General features: G+C 40.4%; 26 protein-coding genes and 1 pseudogene. 24 read left to right on the plus strand and 3 right to left on the minus strand.

Translation table 11 applies throughout. The features are described from left to right. Positions 1–32: 32 nt before the first annotated feature. From mntR to ACQKMF_RS06995, 3 genes are all read left to right on the plus strand, one after another. A complete protein-coding gene (gene mntR / locus ACQKMF_RS06985; RefSeq protein ID WP_048687667.1) occupies positions 33–461 on the plus strand; it encodes a transcriptional regulator MntR in 429 nt (142 codons plus the stop codon). A gap of 140 nt (positions 462–601) precedes the next feature. Then, complete coding sequence (locus tag ACQKMF_RS06990) at positions 602–1,297, plus strand: class I SAM-dependent methyltransferase (protein ID WP_427572280.1); 696 nt, start codon at positions 602–604, stop codon at positions 1,295–1,297. Beyond that, positions 1,297–1,992 (plus strand): AIM24 family protein, encoded by a 696-nt coding sequence (locus ACQKMF_RS06995; protein ID WP_101225303.1) that lies wholly within the window; start codon positions 1,297–1,299, stop codon positions 1,990–1,992. Before ACQKMF_RS06990 ends, ACQKMF_RS06995 begins: the two co-directional genes overlap by 1 nt. 108 nt (positions 1,993–2,100) lie before the next feature. Here ACQKMF_RS06995 and metA read toward each other — a convergent pair whose 3' ends face one another. Beyond that, entirely contained in the window at positions 2,101–3,009 is a 909-nt protein-coding gene (metA, locus tag ACQKMF_RS07000) for a homoserine O-acetyltransferase MetA (protein ID WP_101225302.1), read from the minus strand. Between the two features lie 168 nt (positions 3,010–3,177). On the opposite strand from metA, the gene ACQKMF_RS07005 reads away from it, so the two are divergent. The 9 genes from ACQKMF_RS07005 to ACQKMF_RS07045 all read left to right on the plus strand — a co-directional run bounded on the left by ACQKMF_RS07005 (position 3,178) and on the right by ACQKMF_RS07045 (position 12,499). Next, entirely contained in the window at positions 3,178–3,711 is a 534-nt protein-coding gene (locus tag ACQKMF_RS07005) for a hypothetical protein (protein ID WP_427572282.1), read from the plus strand. Positions 3,712–3,789: 78 nt separating this feature from the next. Then, complete coding sequence (locus tag ACQKMF_RS07010; RefSeq protein WP_101225300.1) at positions 3,790–4,266, plus strand: glutathione peroxidase; 477 nt, start codon at positions 3,790–3,792, stop codon at positions 4,264–4,266. A 139-nt stretch (positions 4,267–4,405) separates the two neighbouring features. Beyond that, positions 4,406–5,251 carry a DegV family protein gene (locus ACQKMF_RS07015; protein ID WP_101225299.1) on the plus strand — a complete coding sequence of 282 codons (846 nt, stop codon included), beginning with the start codon at positions 4,406–4,408 and terminating at the stop codon, positions 5,249–5,251. 53 nt (positions 5,252–5,304) lie between these two features. Then, positions 5,305–5,949 carry an HD domain-containing protein gene (locus ACQKMF_RS07020; RefSeq protein ID WP_402937759.1) on the plus strand — a complete coding sequence of 215 codons (645 nt, stop codon included), beginning with the start codon at positions 5,305–5,307 and terminating at the stop codon, positions 5,947–5,949. Continuing rightward, entirely contained in the window at positions 5,946–7,823 is a 1,878-nt protein-coding gene (locus ACQKMF_RS07025; protein ID WP_427572285.1) for an ABC-F family ATP-binding cassette domain-containing protein, read from the plus strand. Before ACQKMF_RS07020 ends, ACQKMF_RS07025 begins: the two co-directional genes overlap by 4 nt. A gap of 130 nt (positions 7,824–7,953) precedes the next feature. Continuing rightward, positions 7,954–9,090, plus strand: coding sequence for a conserved virulence factor C family protein (locus tag ACQKMF_RS07030; protein ID WP_402937753.1), 1,137 nt, complete (start codon positions 7,954–7,956; stop codon positions 9,088–9,090). A 282-nt stretch (positions 9,091–9,372) separates the two neighbouring features. Further along, on the plus strand, positions 9,373–11,043 hold the full coding sequence (ilvD, locus tag ACQKMF_RS07035; RefSeq protein WP_034311212.1) for a dihydroxy-acid dehydratase: 1,671 nt from the start codon (positions 9,373–9,375) through the stop codon (positions 11,041–11,043). 171 nt (positions 11,044–11,214) lie between these two features. Then, the gene (locus ACQKMF_RS07040) at positions 11,215–11,643 is read left to right on the plus strand and encodes a BrxA/BrxB family bacilliredoxin (RefSeq protein ID WP_057277313.1); all 429 of its coding nucleotides are present in this window, start codon (positions 11,215–11,217) and stop codon (positions 11,641–11,643) included. Between the two features lie 76 nt (positions 11,644–11,719). After that, positions 11,720–12,499 (plus strand): class I SAM-dependent methyltransferase, encoded by a 780-nt coding sequence (locus ACQKMF_RS07045; protein WP_101225295.1) that lies wholly within the window; start codon positions 11,720–11,722, stop codon positions 12,497–12,499. Here ACQKMF_RS07045 and ggt read toward each other — a convergent pair whose 3' ends face one another. Further along, positions 12,500–14,188 (minus strand): gamma-glutamyltransferase, encoded by a 1,689-nt coding sequence (gene ggt, locus ACQKMF_RS07050; RefSeq protein WP_427572288.1) that lies wholly within the window; start codon positions 14,186–14,188, stop codon positions 12,500–12,502. A gap of 436 nt (positions 14,189–14,624) precedes the next feature. Between ggt and ACQKMF_RS07055 the strand changes: the two genes are divergently transcribed. The 4 genes and pseudogenes from ACQKMF_RS07055 (at position 14,625) to ACQKMF_RS07070 (ending at position 17,128) form a co-directional block, all read left to right on the plus strand. Then, positions 14,625–15,242, plus strand: a complete 618-nt coding sequence (locus ACQKMF_RS07055) for a YpjP family protein (protein ID WP_101225293.1) — start codon at positions 14,625–14,627, stop codon at positions 15,240–15,242. 201 nt (positions 15,243–15,443) lie between these two features. Then, the gene (locus ACQKMF_RS07060) at positions 15,444–16,208 is read left to right on the plus strand and encodes a TerC family protein (protein WP_427572290.1); all 765 of its coding nucleotides are present in this window, start codon (positions 15,444–15,446) and stop codon (positions 16,206–16,208) included. Positions 16,209–16,279: 71 nt separating this feature from the next. Continuing rightward, positions 16,280–16,495 (plus strand): annotated as a pseudogene (locus ACQKMF_RS07065) (hypothetical protein); the annotation flags it as partial. 27 nt (positions 16,496–16,522) lie between these two features. After that, positions 16,523–17,128 (plus strand): hypothetical protein, encoded by a 606-nt coding sequence (locus ACQKMF_RS07070; protein WP_402937739.1) that lies wholly within the window; start codon positions 16,523–16,525, stop codon positions 17,126–17,128. Between the two features lie 323 nt (positions 17,129–17,451). Here ACQKMF_RS07070 and ACQKMF_RS07075 read toward each other — a convergent pair whose 3' ends face one another. Continuing rightward, entirely contained in the window at positions 17,452–17,694 is a 243-nt protein-coding gene (locus ACQKMF_RS07075) for a hypothetical protein (protein ID WP_101225290.1), read from the minus strand. A 223-nt stretch (positions 17,695–17,917) separates the two neighbouring features. On the opposite strand from ACQKMF_RS07075, the gene ACQKMF_RS07080 reads away from it, so the two are divergent. From ACQKMF_RS07080 to ACQKMF_RS07115, 8 genes are all read left to right on the plus strand, one after another. After that, a complete protein-coding gene (locus ACQKMF_RS07080) occupies positions 17,918–18,628 on the plus strand; it encodes an anthrax toxin lethal factor-related metalloendopeptidase (protein ID WP_260357900.1) in 711 nt (236 codons plus the stop codon). A 57-nt stretch (positions 18,629–18,685) separates the two neighbouring features. Next, positions 18,686–19,480: a thymidylate synthase gene (locus tag ACQKMF_RS07085; RefSeq protein ID WP_048686772.1), complete on the plus strand. Its 795-nt coding sequence runs from the start codon at positions 18,686–18,688 to the stop codon at positions 19,478–19,480. Further along, on the plus strand, positions 19,477–19,962 hold the full coding sequence (locus ACQKMF_RS07090; protein WP_427572293.1) for a dihydrofolate reductase: 486 nt from the start codon (positions 19,477–19,479) through the stop codon (positions 19,960–19,962). The genes ACQKMF_RS07085 and ACQKMF_RS07090 overlap by 4 nt, the downstream gene beginning before the upstream one ends. Positions 19,963–20,113: 151 nt before the next feature. Next, complete coding sequence (gene ilvA, locus ACQKMF_RS07095) at positions 20,114–21,382, plus strand: threonine ammonia-lyase IlvA (RefSeq protein ID WP_101225287.1); 1,269 nt, start codon at positions 20,114–20,116, stop codon at positions 21,380–21,382. Positions 21,383–21,576: 194 nt separating this feature from the next. Continuing rightward, positions 21,577–21,768, plus strand: a complete 192-nt coding sequence (gene tatA / locus ACQKMF_RS07100; protein WP_034307557.1) for a twin-arginine translocase TatA/TatE family subunit — start codon at positions 21,577–21,579, stop codon at positions 21,766–21,768. A gap of 85 nt (positions 21,769–21,853) precedes the next feature. After that, positions 21,854–22,600 (plus strand): twin-arginine translocase subunit TatC, encoded by a 747-nt coding sequence (gene tatC / locus ACQKMF_RS07105; protein ID WP_101225286.1) that lies wholly within the window; start codon positions 21,854–21,856, stop codon positions 22,598–22,600. 154 nt (positions 22,601–22,754) lie between these two features. Beyond that, positions 22,755–23,000, plus strand: a complete 246-nt coding sequence (locus ACQKMF_RS07110) for a DUF2535 family protein (protein ID WP_223255914.1) — start codon at positions 22,755–22,757, stop codon at positions 22,998–23,000. Between the two features lie 228 nt (positions 23,001–23,228). Beyond that, entirely contained in the window at positions 23,229–24,071 is an 843-nt protein-coding gene (locus ACQKMF_RS07115) for a DegV family protein (RefSeq protein ID WP_427572295.1), read from the plus strand. Positions 24,072–24,183 lie beyond the last annotated feature (112 nt).

The raw sequence follows: 24,183 nt of genomic DNA on the forward strand, positions 1-24,183 counted from the left end.
TTTAGATATGCGTTTGAATGGGAGGATTCCGAATGCCTACACCGAGCATGGAGGATTACATAGAACAAATTTATTTACTTATTGAAGAAAAAGGATATGCAAGAGTTTCTGATATTGCCGAAAATCTTTCCGTCCACCCATCTTCTGTTACAAAAATGGTACAAAAACTGGATCAGGAAAAATATTTGATATATGAAAAGTACCGGGGTCTCGTTTTAACCGCAAATGGGAAAAAAGTTGGTAAAAGGCTCGTATACCGTCATGAACTTTTAGAACAGATGCTAAGGTTGATTGGGGTCAAGGAAGAAAATATTTATCAAGATGTAGAGGGGATTGAACACCACCTTAGTTGGAATGCCATCGATAGGATTGGAGACCTGGTTGAATTCTTTGAAGAATCTCCTGACCGTGTCGAGGATTTACGTAAGATACAAAAAAGAAATGAAGAAAATTCAAAATAAGCTGCCGCTGGCAGTTTTTTTTATGTATTTGAAAATCACTAAGGGTGACGTTTTAAAGGAGGATTTTTGAATTAAGAGCAGAATAGCTATAGGGAAGCCCCGGTCGGGAATTAGGGGGTATATGGGAGGATGAATTTCAGATGAATTTACATACATGGCATGAAGAGTCGAAAAAGGAATGGGATGTTTTTGCACCTATGTGGGTGAAGAATTCGCAAGAAATGTGGGAAACGGGGAGCCGGAAAAACATTATTCCTTTCTTTTCTGAATATGTACTTTCGGGAGTGAAGGTAGCTGACATAGGCTGTGGAGATGGAGTTGGTTCCTTGAAATTGGCCGAAGCGGGATTTAAAGTAACCGGAGTTGATTTATCCAATGTGATGATTGAATTTGCAAAGGGAAAAACCGTTCAACAACCAGAACTTTCTTTCCTGCAAGGAGATTTTTATAATCTTCCATTCAAAGATGAAGAAATGGATGCGGCAATGGTCATTAATTCTTTGGAATATACGGGTGAACCATTAACGGTGATGAAGGAAATCCAACGGGTAATAAAGCCTGGCGGCTATGTATGTTTTGGGATACTTGGTCCAACAGCTGAACCACGAAAAAAATTCAGTTTTCAACGGTTATTAGGAGATAAAGTCATCATGAATACAATGCAGCCATGGGAATTTGAAAAAATGGCTTTAGAAACAGGATGGAAGGCAGTGGCTGATACCGGCGTTGCAAAGAGAGGGGTGGACTATGCAAAACTGGGACATTTTTCAAAGGAATTAAAGCAAGCTGTATCGTTCATGTGGCTGTTTCTCCTGCAAAAAGAGGTGGGGCAGTGATGGAGAAGTATCAAATCGATCAATTCGTTGAAAAGACGAAGCAGCAGGATAAAGGGCAAGGCTTATTCGAACTTGAAACGGAACGAATCCTGGAGATTAATTTGGAAAAGCAGATCTGGGCAAAAATGGGGACGATGGTTTCTTATCGCGGCCATATTAAATTCGAGCGGGAAGGCATCTTGGAGCATGGTCTTGGTAAACTCTTTAAAAAAGCTTTGACTGGTGAGGGGGCATCCTTGATGAAAGCGACCGGAAGCGGCAAGCTATACGTCGCCGATCAAGGGAAGAAGATTTCTATTTTACAGTTAAATGGTGAATCGATCTGTGTTAACGGAAATGATTTACTTGCATTTGAACCGGGGATTTCATGGGATATAAAAATGATGCGGCGCATTGCCGGGTTATTGGCGGGGGGATTGTTCAACGTAAGGCTCGAGGGGAGAGGCATGGTCGCATTCACTTCCCATTATGAGCCGCTTACTTTAATGGTGGAATCTGGGAATCCGGTCTATACGGACCCGAATGCCACAGTAGCTTGGTCAGGGGAATTGCAGCCTGAATTTGTAACGGATGTTTCATTGAAGTCGTTTTTTGGGAGGGGAAGCGGCGAATCCGTTCAAATGAAATTCGAAGGTCAAGGATTTGTGGTCGTCCAACCTTTTGAAGAGGTATACTTCGGTAATAAGGAATCATGAAACAAACAACCTGAGTCAGAAACTCAGGTTGTTTCCCCATGATAATCGGAAGTGGCTGCCCAAAAAAACGATTCACTTAAAAGTGAAAGCTTCTTTTTTCTTACCCTTTCAATCCCACTCATAAGGGGTAGATTGATAGACATAATAGTTCAGCCAATTAGAGAACATCAAGCTGCAATGGCTCTTCCAGCGGTGGAGAGGTACCTTGGTCGGATCGTTATCAGGAAAGTAATTTTCAGGGAGTTGCGTATTGATCCCACGCTCTCTATCGCGCCTGTATTCTTCACCTAGGGTATCGGCATCATACTCGAAATGGCCGGTAACCATAATTCTTTTTCCGTCAATCGAAGCAGCGATCAATACACCAGCTTGATCGGACTGTGCGAGAACCTTCAATTCAGGATGGTTAACTAATTTTTGATAGTCAATATCCGTATGGCGTGAATGAGGGGCCATAAAATAATCATCGAATCCGCGGACTAGATTTTCATTCGGTTCAAGGACCTCATGGGTGTATACGCCGAAGCATTTCTCTGGAAGTTCGTATTTGCCTATTCCATAATGATGGTACAGGGCAGCTTGTGCCCCCCAACAGATATGTAGGGTGGATGTGACATTTTCGCTTGACCAGTTCATGATATTCTGCAGTTCTTCCCAATAATTGACGTCTGAAAATTCCAGCTTTTCTACTGGAGCACCTGTAATGATCAAGCCGTCATATTTCTTCGTGCGAATTTCATTAAATGATTTGTAAAATTGATCTAAATGAAATTTACTTGTGTTTTTTGATTCATGTGTGCTCAAGCGCAGGAATGATATATTTACTTGAATGGGAGTATTGCCAAGAAAGCGCAGTAACTGGGCCTCCGTTTTTTCTTTCTCTGGCATTAGGTTTAATATTAATATATTCAATGGACGGATTTCCTGATTGGTAGCTCTTTCCTCATCCATAACGAAGATATTTTCCTGTTCTAAAATTTCTCTTGCTGGCAGTTGTTCTGGAATTCTGATTGGCATGATTAGCCTCCTTCTTCAAAAATCATAATATTTTAATTATATAGAAAATTATTGAATAGAAAAGCTATTTTAATAATTTCTTGTAAATCCCGAAGGAAATGGCCCGGAAATGGTAAAATGGGAAGATCATGAATACATAAACTTATAAGTTGGAGAGGTGTTTGGAGATTGTTTGATCCTACAGCATTTGAGAACATGAAAGTGGTATTGGAAGGAGCGGTTTACGATCGTGACTTCATTGGGGATATATTGGTCATAAACCGTGATGATATAGTGAATCTCTCGACCATGTCCAGATCATATAAGATTGAGATGGGATTGAAAAAAACAATGGCGCCCATTTCGATTAGCGGTGCCATCGAGTTACACGCTTCTCTCAAGAACCTAAGTTCGGAGTTACTCGATGCCGATATTGATGATACGCATACGGGTTCCACGGTCAATATTTTCATTTCTTTTCCCAAAAAGCTTGATGAGGTGAATGCTGAACAATTGTTGAACGACCTGGAAAAAATTTGGGGAGAACAAAGAATCATTACAGTGACGACCAGCGATACGGTCAGTAAAAAAATGCAACCCGTTACTTCATCTATATATAAAGTATCATTTGGAAGACTGGTAAAAGAAGAGCAAATGGATGATTTGGAAGACATGGTAGAGTATTTGATTCAATCTATCCAAGCAGTGAAGATTCCAGGATGATAGGCAAAGGATAAAAGTTGGTAAACGTACCTTTAAATACGGTAAAATGAATCATCATACTAAAGGGAGAGATCATATATGTCCATTTACGAATTTGAAGTCAATAAAATTAATGGCGAAACCATCTCGCTTGAGGAATATAGAGGGAAAGTGATGATCATAGTGAATACCGCAAGCAAATGCGGTTTTTCGCCACAGTATGATGATTTGCAAAGCCTGTATGTACAATATAAAGAGGATGGGATTGTCGTACTTGGTTTTCCGTGTAATCAGTTTTTGAATCAGGAGCCTGGTGATGATCTGGAAATCGATTCATACTGCAAATTGAATCATGGTGTAACTTTCCCGATGTTTGCCAAAGTGAATGTTAATGGAAAGGAAGCCCATCCCTTATTCAGCTATCTGACTGAAAATGCTCCCGGAGTGATGGGATCCAAATCGATAAAATGGAATTTTACAAAGTTCTTGATTGACCGAGATGGAAATATCGTCAGCCGGTATGCGCCTAAAACAAAACCTCTGGAAATGGAAGAGGATATAAAAAAATTATTATGAGAAATGATTCGAGTCCAACGGAAACTTCTGTTGGGCTCTTTTTTTTAGGTTAGAAATTTAATGCATGCATCCGTTTTTAAAAGGGGACAGATGGTTGGGATGTTGAATATAATAGAAGACACAAATGAGGGGGGAAAACATGGAACGAATTGCATGGGTAACAGACAGTACGGGAACTTTAGACGAAGAATTATCATTGAATGAACATGTATACGTCGTTCCGATGGTCGTCATCATCGATGGGAAGGAATATGAAGATGGCGTCGACCTATTACCTGAGGAATTATACCGTCGGATGAGTGAGGATAAAATCACCGCCACTACGTCACAGCCGTCGGTCGGCAGATTCCATGAGTTATATAAGGAGCTTGAAAAACGCTATGATCGAATCATAGCCGTACACCTTTCAAGTGAATTGAGCGGCACCGTTTCCGCGAGCAGGCAAGCTGCACAAATGGTTACAATCCCCGTTGACGTTTTTGATACTTTACTTATTTCCTTTCCGATGCTATTAATCTTGAAACGGCTCATGCATCATATTAATAATGGCGATTCCATCAATGAGGCCTTCGTCAAAACGAGAATGTATGCGGATAACCATGAAACTTATGTATTAATAGGTTCTTTAGATCAGCTGCACCGCAGCGGCAGACTAACAAACGCACAGTATATTCTAGGAAGCCTGTTAAGCTTTAAACCCATCATTTCAATCGAAAACGGTGTGCTTCATACTAAATCTAAGCCCCGGAACCTTAAAAAAGCGGAAAAACAGATCTTCACTGATTTTCGTAGATCAGTCGAAGCGGGAAATGTAAAAGAATGCACCATATTATATGGAGCAATGTCGGAGCAGGCACAGAGATGGAGAAAGATGATTTCCGAAGAATTCCCTCATGTGTTGACCCATGTATCCCCACTGGGGAGCGCCATCGGGGTGCATACAGGTGAACAGACGATTGGAATCAGTTGGTTCAATGAAGATTAAAGCACACCATAATTGAGAACCATGGTAAAATAAAAAGGACATGGAGTGGTGAAATGAAACAAACGATGATTGAGTTAACGGAGAAGTATGTATATGACCAATTGAATTCTGATGCCAGCGGCCATGATTGGTTCCATATCGATCGTGTTCGTAAGCTGGCTTTACATATTGCAAAAGAAGAACGAGAAGGAAATGAGTTCATCATTGAAATGGCGGCTCTGCTTCATGATATCCCTGATGATAAACTAAATCAGGAAGCCGATGGGGGCTGGAAAAAGCTTGATGCTTGGTTTGATGAAATAAAGTTGGATATTGATAGTGTTGATTCCATCAAACAGATCATCAATACAATTTCATTTAGTGCAGGGCAGTTGAGGCTACCTTCGATAGAGGCTGAAATTGTTCAGGATGCGGACCGCTTGGATGCAATTGGTGCCATTGGCATAGCCAGGACATTTGCATTTGGCGGAAAGAAGGGACAGCTTATGTATGATCCTTCATTGCCCATTAGGGAAAACATGACCAAGAAGGAATACAGGAATGGCAAAAGCTCTTCCATTCATCACTTTCATGAAAAATTATTACGCTTGCAAGATATGCTTAATACTTGTACAGCCAAGAAGATTGCAAGTGAAAGGCATGAATATATGATTGGATTTTTGGATGAATTTAATAAGGAATGGGATGTACGATTATGAAAGTTTTTAGCATGGAACATGTAATGAAAACCCAAGGGGAAAAGCTGCTTTTTAAAGATGTCTCTTTTTCCATAACCGAAGGGGAGAAAATCGGGATCGTTGGAATAAACGGCACCGGTAAATCTACATTATTGAATATTATCGCAGGATTGGAAGACAGTGATTTAGGAAAGAAAGATCACCCGAATGATTACACGATTTCCTATCTATCCCAAGACCCTCATTTCGATGAGGAATTGACGATCATGGAATATATGTATGAAAGTTCAACTCCTGTATTTTCGTTGATTAAAGAATATGAAAAGACACTCGTTCAACTCCAGGTAGATCCGCAGAATGGCGCAGTACAGGACCGTTTGTTAAAGCAACAGCAGGATATGGACACGCTTGGCGCCTGGGATACAAGTGCCAATGCCAGAACGATACTGACCAAGCTTGGACTTCCTGATCACTCAAGAAAATTGGGGGAACTGTCAGGTGGCCAAAAAAAACGTGCGGCACTGGCAAAAACCTTGATTGAGACCCCTGATTTACTGATTTTGGATGAGCCTACCAACCATCTCGATTTCGAAAGCATCACTTGGCTTGAAGAATATTTGGGGAAATATCAAAAGTCCGTTTTATTTGTAACCCATGATCGATATTTCCTTGATCGTGTGTCCAATAAGATTTGGGAAATTGCCCAAACGCAGCTTTTCGAATACAAAGGAAACTATGCGGATTATTTAGAATCAAAGGCCATTCGTGAAGAGAACGAGTCAGCTGAAAGAACGAAAAAGGAAAGTCTATTCAAAAAGGAACTGGCCTGGATCCGTAAAGGAGCAAAGGCCCGGACAACGAAACAAAAGGCCAGGATCCAACGCTTCGAAACATTGGAATCTGGTGTAAAGGATAAGCAGAAAACCGAGAACCTGGAAATGGAATTAAGCGGTGCCCGTCTTGGGAAAAAGGTGCTTGAGATGCAGGATGTTTCTAAATCCTTCGGTGATCGAACCATCATCAACCATTTTTCCTTCCTCTTCAAACCAGGTGATCGAATTGGGATCGTCGGTAATAATGGCAGCGGAAAGTCAACCTTGTTGAATATCCTGGCAGGAAGGGAATCCATAGATGAAGGAAACCTGGAAAAAGGGCAAACCGTGAAAATAGGATACTATACTCAAGAAAGCGTCGATATGGATGAGAATTTGCGCATGATAGAGTATATTCGGGAAACGGCAGATTCAATCGCCCTTAAAGATGGTAGTTTCATATCGGCTGCGCAGATGCTTGAAAGGTTCTTATTTCCAATGGGATCGCATGGGACGCCAATTCGTAAGCTGTCCGGTGGGGAGAAAAGGAGATTATATCTCCTTAACATATTGATGTCGGCACCTAATGTCCTGCTTTTGGATGAACCGACGAATGATTTGGACACGCAAACCTTGACCGTTCTTGAGGATTATTTAGAAACGTTTTCAGGTGTAGTCATTACTGTATCACATGATAGGTATTTCTTGGATAAAACGTGCCATCAGCTTCTTGTTTTCAAGAATAAAGGTGATATTGACTTCTATTACGGCTCTTATTCAGAGTTCTTGGAAGAAAAGACGGAAGAGGCTGTGCCAGTAAAAGCACCAGAGCCACAGATGAACCGGACCGAAAAGAAAAAGAAAAAACTAACCTATGCGGAAAGTAAGGAATGGGAAGAGATAGAAGGGAACATGGAGCGGGCCGAGCTGCGTTTGAAAGACATAACATCAGAAATGTCAGCGGCGGGAAGCGATTTTGAAAAAGTACGCCTGCTTCTTGAAGAAGAAAAGGAACTAACGGATAAATTAGACCATTTGATGGAAAGATGGGCGTATTTAGCGGAAAAATTGGAAGAAGAATGAGCGTGGTGACTGGTCCAAGGAAGTAAACTTGGATCAGTCTTTTTTTTGCCAATCTCAATTGCATGAGAATCTGTTGCCGATGTGATAATATCTAGTACATGGAAACGTCTTGTTAAAGGAGAGAAATGCATTGAAAATTAAGTCGATAGAACCTACACCAAGTCCGAATACAATGAAAATCAATTTAACTGAAGAGCTATTAGCTGGTAAAAGCAATAATTATAAGAAAGACCAAGCTGACCAAGCGCCCAAGCTGATAAGGGATTTATTTACGATCGAGGGAGTGAAAGGGGTATATCATGTTGCGGACTTCTTAGCCGTTGAGCGAAATGCGAAATATGATTGGAAAGATATCTTGGTCCAAATCCGTCAGGTCTTTGGTGAAAAAACCGAAGAACAAAATCAACAAGCGGCATTAAATGAACATTACGGTGAAGTAACTGTTGCCATTCAACAATTCAAGGGCATTCCGATGCAGATTAAAGCAAGTGATAGTCAACACGAAAAACGTTTTGCCTTACCGGATTATTTCATAAAGGGCATTGCCGCTGCCCAAAAAGAAGATGACAATGTAGTCCTGCTTCGAAAATGGAAGGATTATGGCGTAAGATATGGTGATATGGAAGATATCGTGAAGGAAGTATCGGATGAACTGATCGCAGCTTATCCGGAAGATCGAATTAATCGGCTAGTTGCAACTGCAAAAGAAATGGTCGATACGAAGGAAGCAATTTTGAAACGTCCAAAAATTAAACTGACTGCAGAAATGCTGAATGATGAAAGCTGGGAAAAGCGTTATCAGGCTTTAGAACAAATGGAAGATCCAACGGTTGATGATATTCCAGTATTGGATATGGCACTCTCCGACAGTAAGGTCTCCATTCGAAGGCTCGCGGTAGTATACTTAGGTATGATCGAAGATAGAAAAGTGCTTCCGAGCTTGTATAAAGCCTTGAAAGATAAAAGCGCGGCCGTAAGACGTACGGCAGGTGATTGTTTATCAGATCTTGGCTTTGAAGAAGCGATGGGAGAAATGTCTCAATCACTTTCGGATAAAAATAAATTGGTTAGATGGAGGGCGGCGATGTTTTTATACGAAGTGGGAAATGAAACGACCCTCCCTTATCTTAAGCAAGCGGAACAGGATCCTGAATTCGAAGTGGCCCTTCAGGTCAAGATGGCCATTGACCGTATAGAAAATGGCGAAGAAGCCAAAGGTTCGGTTTGGAAGCAAATGACAGAATCAAGACAAGCGAATGACAAGTGATTTGGAATAACCCAGGCAAAAGGCATGCGGATGATTTAATCCGCATGCCTTTTTATTTTTTAAGGATCATTTCCAATCATTTGAAAGGGGGATCCCCTGAGGTCGAATCTATAAATTGGAACTCTATTATTTTAGTAAAATGATTTTTGTAGATATTAGTGAAGAATGGTTGCATTTGTCTATAAATATGTTAGAATTTTTAGAGTATACTAAAAATTATATTATTCTGAATCATTAAACATTTAGCGGAAATTGGGGGTACAACAAATGTCTACATCAAATATGAGAAGTGACATGATTACAAAAGGGGTCGATCGAGCTCCACATAGAAGTCTGTTGCGGGCAGCAGGAGTTAAAGAAGAGGATTTCGGTAAACCGTTCATCGCGGTTTGTAATTCATACATCGATATCGTTCCAGGTCATGTACACCTTCAGGAATTCGGAAAAATAGTAAAGGAAGCGATTCGCGAAGCGGGCGGTGTTCCTTTCGAATTTAATACGATCGGGGTAGACGATGGAATTGCAATGGGTCATATTGGTATGCGCTATTCTTTGCCAAGCCGTGAAATCATCGCAGATTCCGTGGAAACTGTTGTATCGGCACATTGGTTTGACGGTATGGTGTGCATTCCAAACTGTGACAAGATAACGCCGGGAATGATGATGGGAGCACTTCGTGTCAATATTCCTACAATATTTGTAAGCGGCGGACCCATGAAAGCAGGTAAAGATAAAAATGGTAAATCTCTTTCATTAACATCCGTTTTTGAAGGGGTGGGTGCTTATCAAGCAGGTAATATCAATGAAGAGGATTTGCAGGAAATCGAGCAGGTTGCATGCCCTACTTGCGGTTCTTGTTCAGGAATGTTCACAGCAAACTCCATGAACTGCCTGGCTGAAGGATTGGGACTTGCACTTCCGGGAAATGGTACGATTTTGGCGGTAGCCGAGGAACGTAAGGAATTCGTTAAGAAATCCGCTAAACAGTTGATGGAGATAATCAAACAGGATATCAAGCCTCGTGATATCGTAACGATTGATGCAATTGATAACGCATTTGCCTTGGATATGGCGATGGGCGGTTCGACCAACACCGTTCTTCATACACTTGCATTGGCACATGAAGCAGGTTTTGAATATCCGATGGAACGCATAAATGAAATAGCTAACCGCGTACCGCATCTAGCGAAAATCGCACCGGCATCCGATTATCATATTGAAGATGTACATAATGCCGGTGGTGTAAGTGCCGTCATTAATGAGTTACTCAAAAAACCAGGTGCCTTTAATGGAGATTGCCTTTCTGTCTCAGGTAAAACGCTCCGCGAAAATGTTGCCGGTTGTGAAATATTGGACAAGGATGTAATCCATCCATTGGATAATCCGCATTCTGAGCGTGGCGGGCTTGCTGTATTGTTCGGTAACCTTGCTCCTCAAGGCTCCATCGTAAAAGTGGGCGCCGTTGACGCATCAGTTGGTGGCTATCACAGGGGTCCTGCCATTTGTTTCGATTCCCAGGAAGATGCACTTTCCGGAATCATTACCGGAAAGGTTAAAGAAGGGGATGTAGTGGTCATTCGTTACGAAGGGCCTAAAGGTGGGCCGGGAATGCCGGAAATGTTGGCACCCACTTCCCAAATCGTCGGGAGGGGACTTGGAGCGAAAGTCGGTTTGATCACTGATGGCCGCTTTTCAGGAGCATCCCGAGGCATCAGCATTGGTCATATATCCCCCGAAGCAGCTGAGGGAGGCCCGATCGCCTTTGTTGAAGATGGAGATATCATCGAATTGGATTTGAATAATCGTAAAATCCAATTGGAAATTTCCGATGAAGAATTCGAAAAACGCAAAGCCAATTGGAAAGGCTTCGAGTCAAAGGTCAGGACAGGCTATTTAGCACGTTATTCCAAACTTGTGACGAATGCCAGCTCAGGCGGAGTGATGAAAGTTTAAGTTAAAAGGAAGACTAAAACATGGTGGCAGAATGAAACTGGATTCTGTCACCATGTTTCTTTGTGGGAAACAATGAAATTTTACAAAGCTTTAAGCGTCATTTTTGCATATGCACTCAATAATATAGTATCATTATACTAATTGAAGAATTGTAACCAAGGAGGTTTTTTTATGTCGATGGCATATGATGAATATATGAAACAAATGGTGAAACCAATGCGCGCGGAACTGGTGCAAGCAGGTTTTGATGAGTTGGAATCCGCTGAAGCGGTTGAAAACTTTATGGAATCGGTAGAAGGTACGACACTTGTGGTCGTGAATTCAGTTTGCGGCTGTGCTGCCGGGTTAGCCCGTCCAGCTGCTACTCAAGCCGTACTCCAAGCGGACAATAAGCCAGATCATTTGGTAACTGTATTCGCAGGCCAAGATAAGGAAGCGACAGCTAAAATGCGCGAATACTTCGATGGAATAGAACCTTCTTCACCATCCATGGCTCTTTTAAAGGGCAAAGAGGTCGTACATTTCATTCCGCGCCATGATATAGAAGGACAGCCAATGGAAGCCATCATGGAAAATTTATTGGCAGCGTTCAGTAAGTAAATAAGTTATAAAGCGGAATGTCCTGGAAACAGGGCATTCTTTTCAAATTTTAAAAGAGTATGAAGGGGTAGGATTCATGTTTGTCACAACAGTAGGAAGAGCCGATAAAGAAACGATGATATTAGCCAAAAGGTTAGCTGAAGAATTGCAAATCCCCTTTATAGCAAGAAGAAAACGATCAGTGAGAGATATCCAAGCGGAACATAATGAAGGTGATTGCCTTGTTTTTGGTAAAAAGCGGATGGAGTTATATCGATACCAGGAAAAAGAACCATTCTTTTTTCACCCGAACCTAGCGATGATTCGTATAAAAAGAATAATGCGCGGAGAAAGTGATCCATTTCTCATTGCCGGAGATATAAATGAAGGGCACGCTGTGCTTGATTGTACCTTGGGATTGGGCTCTGATGCGATTGTCGCAAGTTTCGCGGTGGGTGAACATGGACGGGTTGTCGGATTGGAAGGAAATCAATATTTGGCCTTGCTCGTGGACCGTGGAATGAAAACATGGGAGGATGCAGAAGAAAAAATGATTTCTGCGATGAGAAGAATAGAGGTCAGGCAGGGTGATCATTACGAAATATTGAAAACATTGCCGGACAATCATTTTGATGTCGTATATTTCGATCCCATGTTTGAAGAAACGATTCAGGAATCGAATGGGATCAGGGGACTGACTCATTTTGCGGATGGTAAGGATCTATCGGTTGAAATAATGAAAGAAGCTAAGCGGGTTGCGCGCAAGAGAGTCGTGTTGAAAGACCATTACCGCAGCTCCCGCTTTGAGGAATTTGGATTTGAAGTACTAAAAAGAAAAACATCCAAATTCCATTTTGGCTTCATTTCCATCCAGTGATCACGATTTATAATCTGTTTCGTCCAGACCCATGGCACAGCCTTCCCGGCTTGAATCGGCAGCACCATAGTTTGAGCCATCGGGGTTGATTTGAATCGCTTGGACATTCCCTATTGAGTGGGGAACTTCATTAAAGGCGAAGCCCATTGCTTCCAAGTGGCCTTTGCTGGTCATATCAATTCCTGCTTCCCATTCAATATGAGGGCCCATTGGAGTGAAAATTCTAGGTTCTTCGATGGCTGCTTTCAAATCCATTTTCATATCGAGTACATTGATGATCGTTTGCACGACTGAACTGATGATGGTTGGTCCTCCAGGTGAACCCAGCGTCAAGATCGGCTCGCCGTCTTTAAAGATGATCGTTGGGCTTTTACAGCTGACTGGGCGTTTATTGGGCTGCACTTCATTCATGCCGCCTGGAATGGAATCGAAATCAGTCAGTTCGTTATTCAGCATGAAACCATAGTCGGAAACCATGATGCCTGATCCGAATGGATGTTCCACTGTAGACGTGCATGCTGCGATATTCCCCCATCTGTCACGGACGGTGAAGTGTGTCGTTTCACTGATATCCTCTTCATTAGGCTGAGGTATGACTTCCCTTTGCTTCACGGAATCATAAATCCAAGGGTTTCCGAAGTCAATGGCATTATTTCTTGTTTTGAAATTAATGAAGGAGCGGCGTTTAGCTATATAATCATCATGCATGAGACCCGCCAACGGCAATTCGGCAAATTCGGGATCAGCGAGAAATGCCTTTTTGTCTGTAAATGCCAGACGCATCGCTTCTGCTATTAAATAATATTTTTCCCAAGAACGGACGTCATATTGTTCTATTTGGAAGCTCTCCAATATTTTCAGGATTTGGATGACCGTGAATCCGCCAGCACTTGGGGCATTTGATGACGCAATTAGATAACCCTTATAAGTCCCATACATTGGTACATCGATTGTAGCTTTATAGTCCTTTAAATCAGAAAGCTCCATGAACCCTCCAAGCTCCTGTATACAGGAAATGATGCCTTCTCCGATTTCACCTTCATAAAAAGCGGAAATTCCTTCACGTTGTAAGATCCGATAGGTATTCGCCAGCTTTTCTTTAATCAGCAAATCGCCATCCTGATAGGGTTTTCCGTTTGGCATGAAGAATTTACGCGCTTCATCGCCCAATCGATATTCAAAATTTTTAAGAGCGTCGCAAAGAACCCAATTGACGGGAACTCCCTTTTCTGCAAATTCAATGGATGGCTCGATGAGGTCCGCTAATGGCTTACTGCCATTTTCAGCGAGTGCTTCATCCATAGCTTTCAGTATTCCGGGTATGCCTACCGCTGTGGCTTTGATTGATCTTTCTTTAAATGGGATGACTTCCCCTTTTTCATCAAGAAACATGTCTCGATGTGCGGCTTTAGGTGCTCTTACATGCCCATCGTATATTTTCGTTTCCTTATTTTTAGCGTTATATACCATTAGGAAACCACTTCCGCCGATACCGGTCATCATGGGTTCCACAATATTCAGGGCAAATTGGATGGCGACCGCCGCATCGACAGCATTTCCACCTTCACGTAATATTTTTTCCCCTATGGAAGTGGCTACCGGATGAGCTGTTACGACCATTCCGGCGCCCCCTGTAGCTGTTTCCCTTTTATAATCCTTATCTTTAATGATCTCATTGTTGTTTTCCAAAGTAATTCCTCCATTATTCAGTCCTTTTATCTGCCAAAAGGTAAGGCTTATGTTTGAATGAAAAGAAAACCTTGTCATTGTAGAAGAATGACAAGGAGATTTTTCGTAGGTATTCATTTATTCTTAATCAGCAAATGATAAATATACGAAAAATGCTAATGTTACAAGACATAAAGCCACCATGGCAGTCGAAGCCATATAAGACCCCTCCTTAAAAAGACTTGAATCTAATTAAGTTCTCCAAAAATCGTCAAAATCCTTCATTTAAATGTAAATTTATTGATATTTAATAAAAAAGTTCGAGCTCATAAACTTTATATAGGTATTTATCCTTTTTTTTGATTTTTAAAACATGGGTAACTATATATTCGTAATTACCAAAAAATAAAAGTATACTAAATATAAAGACAATACAAAAAAGGAGGGGGAGTGTGATTTGAAAGCGGCGGTTTGGTTCAGGAAAAGTCTCGTCATTTTAGTATCCGTTTTGACGTTTGGTCTTGTCACTCCTTCAGATCTGGCGTGGCTTGCGGAAGCCGATTCGTTAAAGGATACTAAAAAAGGGTTAGTGGAAGAAGAGGGATTATCCTATCTTCCTTCGCAAAATTCGACTGAACTAGAAGAGGAATTCAACCGGGAAGAATTTTTATCGGGCATAATGAATAAGGCAGAGGAAAACGCATTTGTGAAATTTGGAGAGAAGATCAATCCTAAAATTGGTGATGAGTTCAAAATGGCCATATTACCAAAAATGGAAGAAGCCATTACCGAAATGGCTGCCCAATTTCCAGATGAGAAATTACAGCAATTAACCATCACTGAGCAGCCGAGTGCGGGCAGGGCCGAAAAAATATTTCATATTTATGATACAAACAGCGGCAAGGATATCATCAGATTCCATGTCAGGCAGGAAAATCCTCCACTGGAAGGGTATTGGTTCGATTTTCATTATCATACCCATCATGATTCATTTGCCACCCATTATAATATAGGGAAAATATATTGGGATAAAAATACGCCGCCAGAGTGGACGAGTAAACAAAGGATCTCATAGCGGTTGGTTTCGTTGATTTTATGTAAGTGTAAGAGTATGATGAAAATGAAGTGAATCTCTAATAGCATCGAAATGATACGTTGTCATGCAACGTATTTATTTTGTGTTGAAATAAAAGCAGAGTTTTTATCATAACGGGGAACAATGTTATTTTAAAAGGTTTTCTAATTTTGCGGTTATAGTAGCAGAGGAGTCTTTATCATGTCAGAGTTGTTAAATAACATCATGCAAACGTATGCACAGTTTTTTGACTGGCATATGTGGGTCGAGGTTTTATCCGACCCGGTGAGCTGGGGATTGATTGGAACGCTCGTATTAATGGAAGGGTTGCTATCAGCCGACAACGCTTTGGTATTAGCAGTAATGGTCAGGCACCTTCCGGAAAAACAACGGAAAAAAGCACTTTTTTACGGTTTATTAGGTGCTTACGCTTTTAGATTTATAGCGATTGGAATCGGTGTTTTCCTCATTAAGCTTTGGTGGGTGAAGGTAATTGGAGCAGCCTATCTTGGTTGGCTCTCATTTAAATACTTTAGGGATAAAAGAAAAAAACAAGCTGATGAAGATATTAAGGGAATGAATAAAAACAGCATACTGATCCGTATGTTTGGTACCTTATGGGGAACGGTTGCCGCAGTGGAATTGATGGATATAGCATTTTCCGTCGATAGTGTCTTGGCCGCATTCGGGGTGAGTGAAAAAGTCTGGGTGCTTTTGACAGGGGGAATGATTGGTGTCTTGATGATGCGGGGAGTGGCGGGATTATTTCTAAAATTGATAGATAAGGTTCCTGAATTGGAAACTGCCGCATATGTCCTTATCGGATTCATTGCTATAAAAATGTTATTGGCCGTTGCAAGGATAGAAATCCCGCCTGCAATCTTTTTTGCCTTTATTTTGCTGATTTTTGGCACCACGATCGTATTCCATTTGAAGAAAGGGAAAAAGCTCAAGGAACATGGTTGAGCACTATTTAAAAAAGCTGCCATCGAAAATAATGGCAGCTTTTTGGCGCAAAAGTTTCAGAATGGTATCATTATTCAAGTGTTCTTGGTAGAAGAAGAATCGTCAAAACTCAATTAGAAAATGCTATCGGCAATAAATTGTCGTCGGACAATACATTTTGCACCGATGCTTGGAGGGCATTTTCTCAAAGTGATAATATATCAATAAGTAGTATGATAGTAGAAAATTGTCTTTTCAAGACAGATGTTACTTATAAAGAGTTAAGATTATCAACCTTTAATAAATGAATACATTGGAACTACGGGGGCGGAAAATTGAATATAGAAGTTGGCTATTTCCCGAAGAGATATTATGACTCAAATCCTGATGCTGGAGGTTTTTTCCCGTTTGCAAAAGAAGGCACTACACCATATGTTTTCTCAATGGATGGCTTTTATCTACCAGAATGTGATCAAAATTTCCTGCCATTGTGGATGAGAAACATTAAAGCATTTCCACTTTATTTTTGTCCTGAGGTTTCTTCTTATTGCAAAGATGAGTTTGAACATAATTGCAAGGAATTCAATATCAGTTATAGATACTTAACTAACCGATACGTTGTTACTGAAATCCGGAATGAAAAGCAGTTTCAGGGGATTTTCCCTTTCTATATTACTCTTGGTAGTGGGAATGATTTAGTTTTATGGTCCACAAACAAAGATGTATTTAGTGTAGAACAAAGAGAATGGAAAGGAAATTGGGAAGGGAAAATTGCGGGAACAGTAGTGGTTAAAGTAGAAGTAGATACAAGTATTTTTTGGATTGGCTATGATGGAGATAACATTGCGGTTATCTCAAGTCAATCGAATTTCGCAACCTATAAAAAAATAATCAAGACTTTTCCCGATTTTGTAGTTCCAAAGCTATGTAAGTACGAGTAATTTTAAAAATTAAAATGATTATGAGACCCCTGATAAGAGAAGGTCTCATTTATTTGACTAAAAAACAACAATATTATTTAACATAACCAAAATGTTAAAACAAAGTTGATTGGAGCGGGTGTGCGAGACTCCTGCGAGAAAAGCGAGTCAAGGGTTGACCCCACAGGCGCAAAAGCGCCGAGGAGGCTACCGGACCGCCCGCGGAAAGCGAGTGCCTGGAGCGGAAATCAACGTCTAAATTGTGCACATATAAAAAAACTGTAGGCAAACTTGATTTTTCATCGAGGTTGCCTACCCGTCTGAAGCTGACATCAAATATGATGTCAGCTTTTATTTTGGAAAATATCAATTATTTGAAGAAGGGCTGTAAATGTTGTGAAGAAAAGCAATGGCAATAAAAAGTTAAGCCAAAGTGAAGACAGTAGCGGATGCAGCAGTATGCCAAATAAGATGGAGAAGAGAAAAAGGTCGAGAATGATGAACACTCTTAAACTGTAAATATCAAGCACTTCTTCAGCAAGTTCTCGGTGCTCCTTCAAGATTGCTTTTTTATTATTGGTTTCCATGCGATCACCTTAAACCTTTTACGATTATATACTGTTGATATATGAAAAGTGCGGATCAATGGTTCTTCTCATGATGAATGGCGACCGAAATTACCAAAAAAACATAGAGTTTTTACATTAGGGCAATATGTTATACTAATATAATAGTATCGAAGGTTTAGAGTTTTTAAATAACATATATTTTCTTAACATAAATGAGGAATGAAGAAGGGGGGAGAAGCGTGTGAAAAGAAAGAAATGGTTATCCATACTTGCATTATTTGTCTTTTTATTCTCAATGCTCTCCTATTCATTAGCGAAGGATGAAGGGGTGAAATGGCGGAATTTACCCAAAGATAATCTTTTAAGACAAGCTGAACTTTTTAAAGGCAATAAAGAATTGCAACGAATATTTTTATTTCCAGAAGAGGAGTACGATGAAAGGGAAGCACTTAAAATTGCTGGTACCATTAATAAACTGCCTCATTCCCTTTTGAAGAAAACTGCTGAAAGTGGTGTGAGGATCAAACTATTCGATGGTGATTTAACAGAAAATCAATCCGCAGCAAAATTAAAGGGGAAAACTCCGCGTGGTTATTTGAATAAAGAAACAACTTGGGATGATGTGCCTGGTATGGGCGGATCACATACGGTATTGGTTAAAATCGGGGCAAGTGACAAGGGCAACGGGCATGGCTCCGTTAATTTGGAACTGCATGAGCTGGGGCATTCTATCGATAATATAGTGTTTGATGGAATCCGTGAAGACATGGATTATTTGAAGATTTGGGGTAAGGAAGTGGATGGGCTGTTTCCCGGGATTACGTATTTTTCCAATTACCCTGAGGAATACTTTGCAGAAACATTTGCCATGTTTTATGTGAACGATGAACAAAATCAATTGCTTAGACAAAAAGCACCCAAGACTTATAATTTTATTAAACAATTAGATTAAACATTGGGCAATAATACGTTAAAATAAGGAGAATGAAAGTAGAAAAGGTGGTTTATCATGAAGCAATATTTAGATTTATGTAAGCATGTACTCGAAAATGGAACGCAAAAGGGTGATCGTACGGGAACAGGAACGATCAGTACCTTTGGATATCAAATGAGATTCAATTTAAAAGATGGATTCCCTGTACTTACAACGAAAAAGGTTAGTTTAAAAGCGATTATCCATGAACTATTGTGGTTTTTGAAGGGTGATACGAACGTTGGCTACCTTCAGGAAAATAGCGTGCGCATCTGGAATGAATGGGCTGATGAAAAGGGAGAATTAGGTCCGATTTATGGTCATCAATGGCGTTCTTGGGGAACGGCTGATGGAAGGCAAATCGACCAAATCAGTGAATTGATCGAACAAATCAAAACGAATCCAAATTCAAGAAGGCTGATAGTCAGTGCTTGGAATGTTGGGGAACTGGACGAAATGGCCTTGCCGCCTTGCCATGCTTTCTTTCAATTCTATGTCGCTGATGGTAAGCTTTCATGCCAGCTATACCAACGTTCAGCGGACGTCTTTTTAGGTGTTCCTTTTAACATAGCTTCATATGCGCTCTTAACGATGATGATCGCCCAAGTGTGTGATTTGGAAGTTGGCGAATTTGTACATACTTTCGGGGATGTCCACATCTACTCTAACCACCTTGAACAAGTGGAACTGCAGTTGACTCGTGATCCCAAACCATTGCCAATCATGAAAATCAATCCGGATGTGAAAAATATCTTTGATTTTAGCTTCGAGGATTTCGTTTTGGAAAATTACGAAGCTCATCCCCATATAAAAGGTGAGGTTAGCATATGATTTCATTGATAGTTGCTATGGATCAAAATCGTGTGATAGGTAATAACAATAAACTGCCGTGGCATTTACCGGCCGATTTGCAGTATTTTAAAAAAGTTACCATGGGCCATCCGATCGTCATGGGCCGAAAAACATTTGAATCGATCGGCAGGGTCCTGCCTGGCCGGGAAAATGTCATCGTTACCCGCAATCAGGATTTTAAAGCGGAAGGCTGCGTAGTTTTACATGATATAGCACAAATCAAAACGTTTGCAGATAGCCGTGATGAGGAAGTTTTTGTGATTGGCGGAGCCGAAATCTTCAAGGAAATCCTTCCTGTTACCGATCGACTGTATATAACGGAAATCCATGAAACCTTTGAAGGTGATACTTTCTTTCCAGTGCTTGATGAAAATCAATGGGATAAAGTCTCCTCAAAACCAGGCAGCATCGATGAAAAAAATCATTATGCACATGATTTTATTATTCTACAAAAAAAATAAAGTGCTAATCCGATTATGGGGAAATGACCATAATCGGATTTTTTTGGTATGAAACGAACAAAAGCAAGAATTTTTAGAAAAATCAATTACATTAATAACAGTAAAGTGCTATAATGATTGAATTCATTAAGGAAGGAAATGAGGGATTGTTATGAATCAGACTGCATCTAAGAATAGGGGGATTCAATTGGAAGATATTCTAATTGCCTATAGAGAACTGAAAGAAATCGTTTTGCATACTCCTTTACAAAAAAATCAGAGGCTCTCTGAAAAATATGATTGTAATGTTTATTTAAAACGCGAGGACCTACAACACGTACGTTCCTTTAAATTAAGAGGGGCTTACTATAAAATGAAAAGCCTGACCGCTGAAGAGACGAAGAATGGAGTCGTTTGTGCCAGTGCAGGAAACCATGCACAGGGAGTAGCTTTTTCCTGCAGCCAATTAGGTATCCATGGGAAAATTTATATGCCTGCTACAACTCCAAGGCAAAAAGTCGATCAAGTGCAGTTATTCGGAAGGGATAATGTGGAAATCATCCTTGTCGGGGATACTTTCGATGATGCATTTGCCATGGCGATGGAATGCTGTGAAAAAGAAGAGCGTTCCTTTATCCATCCATTTGACGATGAAAAGGTAATCGCCGGGCAGGGTACAACGGCTGTAGAAATCCTGAATGATTGTGAAGATGGAATCGACTATGTATTTGCCGCTATGGGCGGTGGCGGTTTAATGGCCGGAGTATCGAGTTATTTCAAATCGGTTTCCCCAAATACGAAATGCATTGGAGTTGAGCCGCAAGGTGCTGCTTCGATGGAATACTCCTTCAAGGAAGGAAAAGTTTCTGAGCTTGAAAACATAGATACATTCGTTGACGGGGCAGCTGTCAAGTGTGTGGGACAGTTGACATATCAGCTTTGTAAGGAAAACCTGGAAGATATCGTTGTCGTCCCTCCAGGCCAAATCTGTACGACGATTCTCGATTTATATAATCAGCATGCGATCGTAGCTGAACCGGCAGGGGCTATATCTGTAGCCGCGTTGGATTTATACAAAGAACAAATCAAAGGCAAAACGGTTGTATGCATGGTCAGCGGAGGGAATAACGACATTGGGCGTATGCAGGAAATTAAGGAGAAATCCTTATTATATGAAGGGCTGCTTTATTACTTCATCGTGAATTTTCCGCAACGTGCCGGAGCTTTAAGGGAATTCCTTGATGAGGTGTTAGGACCGAATGACGATATAAGCCGTTTTGAATATACGAAGAAAAATAATAAAGAAAGCGGGCCGGCCCTGGTTGGTGTAGAACTAAAAGATAAAAATGATTATGAAGGGCTCATTCAGAGGATGAACAAGAAAGGATTCTCTTTCGTAGAGGTCAATAAAGACAGTAATTTATTTCACTTATTGATTTAATCATGGATTAAATGTTAAATTAGGATAGAATAATACCTATGTTTTTACATTTTATTCTGCCGGCCCAGTCGTATATGGGCATACTGTCGATAATTGTTACCATTCTATGACGAATTTCCAGTTTCCTTTCAATTGGTTGGAAATGGTATTATAATCGGGGTAGGTCTAATTACAACACCAAAGGGGATGTATCCATGTCGAACATTGGAGTACCTGGTCTAATTCTCATCTTAATATTGGCTTTAATTATCTTTGGTCCGAAGAAACTTCCAGAAATTGGACGCGCATTTGGACAAACACTTCGTGAGTTTAAAAAGTCCACGAGTGATTTAACAAAAGGTGATTATGAAGAAGATAAGAAGCTACAACAAAAAAATCATGAATGATTGAATGCTGGGCGTAAGATGCAACCGTCTTGCGCCTTTATGCTGGAACAAAGATACGGATTTTCAGATGAAGGCGTGATCAACTTTGGAAGATAAAGAATTAAATATCATCGATCATCTCGATGAATTGAGAAAACGGCTCATCATTACAGCTGTTGCTTTTGTCATCTTTTTTATCGCCAGTTTTATTTATGTTGAGGAGATTTATAATTGGTTCGTGAAAGATCTCGATTTTGAACTGATGGTATTGGGACCGAGCGATATTATCTGGATTTACTTTATGCTTGCAGGTGTCGTAGCCATTGCGGCAACGATACCGGTAATTGCCCTGCAAATCTGGTTATTCGTTAAACCCGCTTTGATGCCAAATGAAGTAAGGGCGACCCTTGCATACATTCCGGCACTTTTCCTGCTTTTTATCGGAGGGCTTGCTTTCGGTTATTTTGTCATCTTCCCGACCATTCTTCAATTTTTGATTGAATTGGGCGATGGGATGTTCATAACCAGTTTTACAGCGGATAAGTACTTTTCATTCGTATTTAATATGACGATACCTTTTGCTGTTTTATTCGAGCTTCCCGTCGTTACCATGTTTTTGACCTCCCTTGGCATAATTAATCCTTATGTGCTTCAAAAGTTAAGGAAGTATGCATACTTTGTACTGGTTGTCATAGCGATATCGATTACGCCGCCCGACTTTATGTCAGACTTTATGGTGATGGTTCCGCTGCTGTTATTATATGAAATCAGTATTTCTTTATCTAAAGTCGTCTATAAACGAAGGGTGAAACGTGAAAGCTTGCGGGAAGGCACCTACGAGGAAGGTTTATAAAAAGAGGCCCATAAAGGCATTTTGTCCTTTATGGGTCTTTTTTTTGTGAAAGTCAATCTGATTTGTCTGTTTTTTTACACATTTGAATATTTATACTTTTGGATTTATTGTGTATAATGTAAGCAATCGGTGAAAAATGAGGATTGATATTTTGATGTTCAAATGCTTGGAATTCAAAGATTGTTTTGGACATAAGGTCACAATTTCAGAAATACCTGTCTTACTGCCTAGTGATCCGAATTTTTTTATGTTGACCGTGCGTTTGGAAGTATTTGTAAAGAAGGTTTTTGCCAATAAAGATCATAAAGAAAATTACTCATTTAAGCATTATTTAGCATCCGTACTCAAATGGCCCGTTTATAACAAGCTTTTTTTTGGAAGTTTACTAAATAATGCTTAATGCGGACTGTTCCATAGCTAACATCTCCGTTAAAAGAGATGACACGAATGCCATGCAATATCTAATAAATCGGCATGTGTTCAGGTTAGCTCATGGGACGGTCTTTTTTTTGTGTGAACATTTCAAAAGACTAGTATCACTTCACTTGATAAAAAAAGACCTTTGGTTTGAATGCGTACCTTGAATAGGTATAATACAATAGATATGTTAATTTAGGGATGTGTAATGATGAATAAAGTAAAGATAGTAACAGACTCGACAGTAGATATGACACCAGAGGAACTGGAATTTTATGATATAACTATGGTCCCTTTATCGATTTTTATAGATGGGGAGACTTTTTTGGATAAGGTTGAAATCGAACAAGAAGAATTCCTGAAAAGAATGAACCAGTCAAAAGAACTGCCAAAAAGCTCACAACCAGCCGTAGGTACCTTTGTGGAGGTATATGATGAACTAGGAAAAGACGGAAGCGAGATTATTTCCATACATATGACAGGTGGCATGAGCGGTACAGTTCGCTCAGCGGAAAGCGCAGCAAGCATGTCTGAAACGAAGGTTACCGTTCTTGATTCGAAATTCATTTCAAAAGCGATGTCATTCCAGGTGATCGAGGCAGCGAAGATGGCGAAGGAAGGGAAATCCGTAGCTGAAATAATTGATCGACTGGAACATATTAAAAAGCAGTCAAGTTTAATCATTGTCATAGAAACACTTGATAACCTAGTTAAGGGTGGAAGAATTGGCAAAGTTTCTGCTTTTATTGGTTCATTGCTGCACATAAAGCCGATTGCACTTCTTGATGATGGTGTACTGAATCCTGTATCCAAAGCTAGGAGCCAGTCACAGGTCGTGAAGTTCATCATCAAGAAATTCAAAGAAGATACTCAAGGCAAAAAAATTAGAGGCATTGGTTTTGTCCATGCGAATGGTCTTGAAATAGCCGATAAAGTCCGCCACGCCATTTCAGACTTAACAGGATATCAAGACATAAAGATAGAAGCAACGACTGCCGTCGTAAGTACCCATACGGGTGAAGGCGCCATGGCAATCATGTATTATTGGGACTGATATGGATAAACCATGTGAAACTGCGTTTGGCGACGGTTTTGTCACTTTTACAATTGTCTTTAATTCGTAGAAATAGTTGCTGTTCTCATTCCGATTGGTCTGTTAGAATAAA

The organism is Peribacillus sp. NPDC101480, from assembly GCF_050277335.1.
Classification (GTDB): domain Bacteria; phylum Bacillota; class Bacilli; order Bacillales; family DSM-1321; genus Peribacillus.